Raw genomic sequence first — 7,000 nt, forward strand, 5'->3', positions numbered from 1 at the left:
GGTCAGCCCCTTATGCGCTCGCCGGCCGCGTCGTAGACCGGCTCGGCCACGACCTTGGCGGCGCAGAAGGTACCGTTGATCTCGACCTGAAGCGCGGTGCCGTCGGCGGCCGCCGCAGGTGGCACATAGCCGAGCGCCACCGAGCGGCCCACATGATGGGCATAACCGCCCGAGGTCACATGGCCGATACAGGCGCCGTCTTGCAGAATCGCCTCGTCGCCAACCACATCGCGGTCGGTCTCGATGACCATGGTAACGAGCCTGGCCTTCGGGCCGCGCTTCGCCTCGGCCTCGGCCGCCGCCTTGCCGATGAAGTCCTTCTTCCAGTCGATGAAGGCGTCGAGCCCGCTTTCCGCCGCCGTGTAGTCGGGGCGGAAGTCCATCGTCCAGACTCCCCAGCCCTTTTCCAGCCGCAGGCTCATCAGCGCCCGCGCGCCGTAGGGCTTCAGCCCCAGATCATCGCCCGCCTCCTCCAGCGCCTCCCAGAGCCGCATCTGGTACTGGGGCGCCACATAGATCTCGTAGCCGAGCTCGCCCGAGAAGGAGAGCCGCATCAGAATCGCCGGCACGCCGCCGACGAAGGTCTTGCGGACATCGCGGAACTTCAGCGCATTCGCGGAAACGTCGTCGCGGGTAACACGCTCGAGGAGCTTGCGCGCATTCGGCCCGGCGATGGCGACACCGTGCAGGCTGTCGGTGATGTTGGCGTAGCTGACGCCCTCCCCCGGCAGGTGGCGGGTGAACCAACGCCGGTGCATCTCCTGCGCGGCACCCGAGCCGAGCAGCAGGAAGTGATCCTCGGCGAGGCAGGTCACCGTGAGGTCGCCGTAGAGCTTGCCCTTGTGGGTCAGCACCGGCGAGAGCGCGACGCGCCCCGGTTTCGGCAGCCTGCCGGCGAGCATCCGGTCGAGGAAGGCGCGCGCGCCCGGCCCCTTGACCTCGTGCTTGCCGAAGTTGGCGATCTCGATCATGCCGACCGCCTCGCGCACCGCCTTCACCTCGGCCGCGACATAGGCGTGGCTGCGGTTGCGGTCGAAGGTCGGCGTCTCATGCGCATCCTCGGGGCCGTTCGCGAACCAGAGCGCGTGTTCGAGCCCGAAGGAGGTGCCCATGACCGCGCCGCGCCCGACCAGCCTGTCAAAAAGCGCGGTGGTCTTCTGGCGCCGGCCCTTGGGCAGGGTCTCATTCGGGAAGGTCATCACGAAGCGGCGCTCGTAGTTCTCCGACGACTTCACGGTGCCCCAGTCGGGGGTGGCGAAATCGCCGAAGCGGGCGATGTCCATGGCCCAGACGTCGATCTCGGGCTCGCCCTCGATCATCCATTCGGCAAGGCACTTGCCGACGCCGCCGCCCTGGCAGAAACCCGCCATGACACCGACCGCCGCCCAGTAATTCGTGAGCCCCGGCACGGGCCCGATCATCGGGTTGCCATCGGGGCCGAAGGTGAAGGGGCCGTTGACGACGTTCTTGATGCCGGCGCGGCCGAGCGCAGGGATGCGGCCGAAGGCAAGCTCCAGCCGGTCGGCGATCCGGTCGAGATCGGGCTGAAGAAGCTCGTGCCCGAAATCCATCGGCGTGCCGCCCACCTTCCAAGGGGTCGACTTCGGCTCGTAGGTGCCAAGGAGCATCCCGTTCCGCTCCTGGCGGAAATAGATGTTGGCCTCGTAGTCGATGCCTGCGGGCAGGCGCTCACCCGTCTTCATCCGCTCGGCGATCTCGGGGATCTCCTCGGTAACGAGGTAGTGGTGCTCCATCGGCTGGACCGGCAGGTGGACGCCAGCCAGCCGCCCCGCCTCGCGCGCCCAGAGGCCGGCCGCGTTAACGACATGCTCGGTGTTGATCGTGCCCTTCTCGGTCACGACGTCCCAGGTCCCGTCCTTGCGCTGGCGCGTCTCGATCACCGGGGTATGGGTATAATATTTCGCGCCGTGCACGCGGGCCGACTTCGCATAGGCGTAGCAGACGCCCGACGGGTCCACGTCGCCGTCAAGCGGGTCCCAAAGGGCGGCGATGTAGTGTTTGGGGTCGATCAGCGGGTGGCGTCGCGCGGCCTCCTCGACGGAGATGAACTCCTGGTCGAGGCCCATGTAGCGGGCCTTCGACCGCTCGCGCTTGAGGTAGTCGTACCAGACCTCGTTCGAGGCGAGGTAGAAGCCGCCCGTGTTGTGCATCCCCACCGACTGGCCCGAGGTCTCCTCGATCTCCTTGTAGAGGTTGATCGTGTAGCCCTGAAGCCGGCTGATGTTGGGGTCGGACGAGATCGTGTGGATCTGGCCGGCCGCGTGCCAGCTCGACCCGGAGGTCAGCTCGTCGCGTTCGAGAAGGATGACGTCCTTCCAGCCGAACTTGGCGAGGTGGAAGAGGATCGAGCAGCCGACGACGCCGCCGCCGATGATGACAACACGGGCGTGAGTTTCCATGGGTATTCTCTTGCTTCGCGAGGTTGCGGTCTCAGTACCATGCGTCCGGCATCGAGGCCTTCTTCTTGGCGATGTAGTCCTTCAGCGCCTCGTCGATGCCCTCGTCGAGATGCGGCGCCTGATACTCGCGCAGCTTCTCCTTCCAGAGACGGTTGGCGCGGGTCGCGGCATCGGTCGAACCGTTCGCCTCCCATTTCTCGAAGGGCTCGTTGTCGGCGGTCTCGCTGTCCCAGAAGGCGGTCTCGTAATTCGCCATCGTGTGCGCGCAGCCGAAGAAGTGGTTGCCCGGACCGACCTCGGCGAAGGCGTCGACGGCGAGCTGGTTGTCGTCGATCTTCACCCCGTCGAGGTAGCTGTGCAGCGCGCCGCAGAGGTCGGCGTCGAGCATGAACTTCTCGTAGGACATCGACAGGAGCCCGTCGAGGAAGCCCGCCGAATGCAGGATGAAGTTCGCCCCGCAATGGATCGCGGCCAGCATCGACATCACGCTTTCGGTCATCGCCTGGGCGTCGGGCACCTTCGAGGTCGTGAAGTTGCCCGAGCAGCGCAGGGGCAGGTTCAGACGCCGCGCCAATTGACCGATCACCATCGAGCCGATCGCTGGCTCCGGCGTGCCGAAGGTCGGCGAGCCGGAACGCAAGGACATCGAGGACAGGAAGTTGCCGAAGATCACCGGGGCGCCCTTGCGTTCGAGCTGGGTGATCGCGCAGCCCGCCATGGTCTCGGCCAAAGCCTGGGCGATGGCGCCGGCATTCGTGACCGGCCCCATCGCGCCGCCGAGGATGAAGGGCACGATGACCGAGCCCTGGCCTGCGCGGGCATAGGCCCGAAGCGACTTGGTCATCGTCCCGTCCCAGACCAGCGGCGAGTTGACGTTGACGTTGCCCATGATGACGCAGTTTTGGTCGACGAACTCCTCGCCGAAGACGATCCGCGCCATGTCGATCGAATCCTCGCTGCGCTCCTCGGCGGTGATCGAACCGAGGAACGGGCGGTCGGAATAGCGGACATGGGCGTAGACCATGTCGAGGTGACGCTTGTTCACCGGCACGTCGGTCGGCTCGCAGATCGTGCCGCCGGAATGGTGGAACCACGGCGAGGACTGCGCGAGCTTGATGAAGTTCTGGAAGTCCTGGAGCGTGCCGAAGCGGCGGCCGCGGTCGAGATCCATCACGAACGGACAGCCATAGGAGGGCGCGAAGACCACGTTCCGGCCGCCGATCTGCACCGAATTGGCGGGGTTGCGGGCGTGTTGCGTGAACTCGGCCGGCGCGGTCTTCAGGATCTCGCGCAGCATGCCGGGCTCGAACTTCACCAGCGTGCCGTCGACCTTGGCGCCGGCCGCCTTCCAGTAGCCCAGGACAGCGTCGTCGTCGCGGAACTCGATCCCGGTCTCGGCGAGGATGCGGTCGGCTGCGGCCTCGATCTTCAGGAGGTTCTCTTCCGACAGGACGTCATAGGTCGGAATGTTCCGCACAATATAGGGCCGCCCGGGCCCCGTCGCCTTGTGCGACCGCTCGCGCCGCCGCGCCTCGCGCCCACCGTGCCGCGCCTTTGCCGTTGTGTCCTCGCCAGCCATTTCTCTCTCCTCGGCGGTTGCGCATTCCGGGCCCGATTTTACGGGCAGCGCAGCCGCCGGGGAAAGTAGCCATGGCGACATTCCGAAGGGGCGAAATGTCGTTTTGCATCGACATTGGGTCGGTGCCGTCCGGCCCCGCCGGACCGGTCCGGGCGGGGCTCGCTGCCCCGGCCGGACCGCGCCTGGCTCTTATTCGGCTGCGAGATCGGCAGCCCAGCCCGAGATCGCCTTGACCTCGAGGAACTCCTCGATCCCCCAATGCCCGCCTTCGCGCGCCCGTCCCGACGCTTTCACCCCGCCGAAGGGCGAGCCGGCACCACGGCTCTGGCCGTTCATCTCGACCATGCCGGACTTGAGCGCGAGCGCCATGCGGTTGCGCCGCGCTCCGTCCTGGGTCTGGACGTAGTTCGTGAGTCCGTAGGGCGTGTCATTGGCGATCCGGACCGCCTCGGCCTCGTCCTCGAAGGGAATGATCGACAGCACAGGCCCGAAGATCTCCTCGCGCTCGATGGTCATGCCGGGTGTCACATCGGCAAAGACCGTCGGGCGGACGTAGAAGCCCTTGTTCATCCCCTCGGGCAGGCCGAGCCCGCCGGCGATGAGCCGCGCACCCTCGTCGATGCCCTTCTGGATGAAGCCCTGGATCTGCTCCCACTGACGCTTGTTCACCACCGGGCCGATATGGCGGCCGGGTTCGGAGGCCGGGCCGACCTTGACCGAGGCCGCGACCTCCGCCGCCGTCTCCACCGCCCGGTCATAGACCGACCGCTCGACCAGCATCCGGGAGGGCGCGTTGCAGCTCTGGCCCGAGTTCTGCATCAGGTGCAGCACGCCGCGCTTCACCGCCTTCTCGTCGGCATCGGCGAAGATCACGTTGGCGCCCTTGCCGCCGAGTTCCAGCGTCACTCGCTTCAGCGTCTCGGCCGCCGCCTTGGAAATCGCGATGCCCGCGCGCGTCGAGCCGGTGAAGGAGATCATCTCGACATCCGGATGGGTCGAGAGCCGGGTGCCAACCCCCATCCCGTCGCCGTTGACGAGGTTGAAGACGCCCGGCGGCACGCCCGCGTCATGGCAGAACTCGGCGAAGAGCATCGCGTTGAGCGGGCTCTCCTCGGAGGGCTTCAGCACACAGGTGCAGCCCGCCAGAAGCGCCGGAATCGCCTTCAGCGCGATCTGGTTCATGGGCCAGTTCCACGGCGTGATGAGCCCGACGACGCCGATCGGCTCCAGCGCGATCCGGTCATTGGGCGCATGCGGGCCGAGCGGTTTCACCCACTCGATCTCGTCGAAGGCGCGGAGGAAGTTCTTCAGGTGCCACGGCAGGCAGGGCGCCTGGCTGTCGCGCGCCATGTCGATCGGCGCACCCATCTCGCAGGAGATCGCCTCGGCCAGTTCCTCCTTGCGCTTCTCGTACTGCTCGAGGATCCGCACCACGACGGCGCGGCGCTCGGCCGGCGGGGTCGCGGCCCAGGCCGGGAACGCGGCCTTGGCGGCGGCGACGGCCCTGTCGGCATCGGCTTCTGAGCCGAGCGAGATCACCGCGCAGGGCTCCTCGGTCGAAGGGTCGATCACTTCGCAGTCGCGGGGGGCAAGCGGGGCGACCCAGCGCCCGTCGATGTAGAAGTCGCGTTTCTCGATCATGGCAAACCTCGTCAGATGGCGGCGGCACATTGTCAGGCCCGCAAGCGGCCCACAAGCGTTGGCGTATAATTTGATCAAATTTTTGAAAAAGGCAAGGGGGCACCCTGTCCCGGCGTACCCCGGCGGGTCCAATAGCCAGTTTCGATTGAGAAATTCACCCCACAACGGAGCGTTCCAAAGGGGCGGACAGGGCTGGACATCGGAACGCCGCCGGGGTTCGCCGGGCCGGCGCGCGTGGTCGGGTGACTTCCGGCCACGCGGCTCGTGACATAGATCAAGGCGGCCGGTACGCTCCCGAGGAGAATCACGCGGCGGGCGGTTCTATCTGGCCGCACGCCAGCTGACGACCGCCGGTGGCGGCGCAGACTGCGGAACGGGCATGACGCCGACCGATCAATTCCTATCGAAAGGAAGCACAATGGCTCTTCGCCTCAACGATACCGTTCCCGACTTCACCGCCCAGACCGATCAAGGCGTGATCCGTTTCCACGAGTGGATCGGCGACAACTGGGCGATTCTCTTCTCGCACCCGAAGGACTTCACGCCGGTCTGCACGACCGAGTTCGGCGCCGTGGCGCGGCTCGCCGACGAATGGAGCAAGCGCAACACCAAGGTCATCGGCATATCGGTCGACGGCGTCGAGGAGCACAAGCGCTGGAAGCGCGACATCGAAAAAGCGGGCGGCGTCGCCCCCTATTTCCCGATCATCGCCGACGCCGGGCTGCATGTTTCTAAAGCCTTCGACATGCTGCCGCACGAATACTACCTGCCCGAAAAGCCCAGCCCCGCCGACACCGAGACCGTGCGCGCGGTCTATATCATCGGCCCCGACAAGAAGCTGAAACTGTCGATGACCTATCCGATGACGGTTGGCAGGAACTTCGCCGAGGTGCTGCGCGCGCTCGACGCGCTCCAGACCTCCGCACGCGCGGGCGTGTCGATGCCGGCCGACTGGACCCCCGGCGGCGACGTGATCATCCCGCTCGCGGTCGACGACGAGGCGGCGAAGAAGAAGTTCGGCGAATTCAGGGCCGTACTGCCCTATCTGCGCTTCACCAAGCAGCCGGGCTGACGCACGACGCGGGCGCCAATTCGTGAGCGCCCGCGCCGGTCCGATCGCGGCGGTCAGGCGCCCCGGTGGCGCCGGCGGCCTTTACACACTTGGCTTTCGCGCCTAGCTAGTCCGGAGCCCGCGCCGCAGAAGAGCCTATCCGCATGATCCGCAAACTGCTTGCAAGGTTGTCCGACAGGATGCTGTGGCGGCTCCTGCGCGAGAACATGCGGCTGCAGGTCTTCAACTACGGCACCGCGATCGCGGCGATGGTCGTGATCGCGGTGACGACGGCGCTCACCGCCTGGA

The 7,000-nt window shown here is 66.7% G+C and carries 4 protein-coding genes; 1 reads left to right on the forward strand and 3 read right to left on the reverse strand.

What is annotated here, in order from left to right:
• Nucleotides 1–2 precede the first annotated feature (2 nt).
• The 3 genes from OEZ60_RS19445 to OEZ60_RS19455 all read right to left on the reverse strand — a co-directional run bounded on the left by OEZ60_RS19445 (nucleotide 3) and on the right by OEZ60_RS19455 (nucleotide 5,640).
• Nucleotides 3–2,420, reverse strand: coding sequence for a GcvT family protein (locus tag OEZ60_RS19445; RefSeq protein ID WP_263339865.1), 2,418 nt, complete (start codon nucleotides 2,418–2,420; stop codon nucleotides 3–5).
• 31 nt (nucleotides 2,421–2,451) lie between these two features.
• The gene (locus OEZ60_RS19450) at nucleotides 2,452–3,999 is read right to left on the reverse strand and encodes a trimethylamine methyltransferase family protein (protein WP_263339868.1); all 1,548 of its coding nucleotides are present in this window, start codon (nucleotides 3,997–3,999) and stop codon (nucleotides 2,452–2,454) included.
• 189 nt (nucleotides 4,000–4,188) lie between these two features.
• A complete protein-coding gene (locus tag OEZ60_RS19455; protein ID WP_263339871.1) occupies nucleotides 4,189–5,640 on the reverse strand; it encodes an aldehyde dehydrogenase family protein in 1,452 nt (483 codons plus the stop codon).
• Between the two features lie 418 nt (nucleotides 5,641–6,058).
• On the opposite strand from OEZ60_RS19455, the gene OEZ60_RS19460 reads away from it, so the two are divergent.
• A complete protein-coding gene (locus OEZ60_RS19460) occupies nucleotides 6,059–6,712 on the forward strand; it encodes a peroxiredoxin (protein WP_263339873.1) in 654 nt (217 codons plus the stop codon).
• Nucleotides 6,713–7,000 lie beyond the last annotated feature (288 nt).

It is taken from the genome of Albidovulum salinarum, from assembly GCF_025673475.1.
Lineage (GTDB): Bacteria > Pseudomonadota > Alphaproteobacteria > Rhodobacterales > Rhodobacteraceae > Albidovulum > Albidovulum salinarum.

Bases quoted from the DNA above. Each gene is read 5' to 3' on its own strand.
- OEZ60_RS19445 (WP_263339865.1), bottom strand. From the start codon at position 2,420: ATGGAAACTCACGCCCGTGTTGTCATCATCGGCGGCGGCGTCGTCGGC.
- OEZ60_RS19450 (WP_263339868.1), bottom strand. From the start codon at position 3,999: ATGGCTGGCGAGGACACAACGGCAAAGGCGCGGCACGGTGGGCGCGAG.
- OEZ60_RS19455 (WP_263339871.1), bottom strand. From the start codon at position 5,640: ATGATCGAGAAACGCGACTTCTACATCGACGGGCGCTGGGTCGCCCCG.
- OEZ60_RS19460 (WP_263339873.1), top strand. From the start codon at position 6,059: ATGGCTCTTCGCCTCAACGATACCGTTCCCGACTTCACCGCCCAGACC.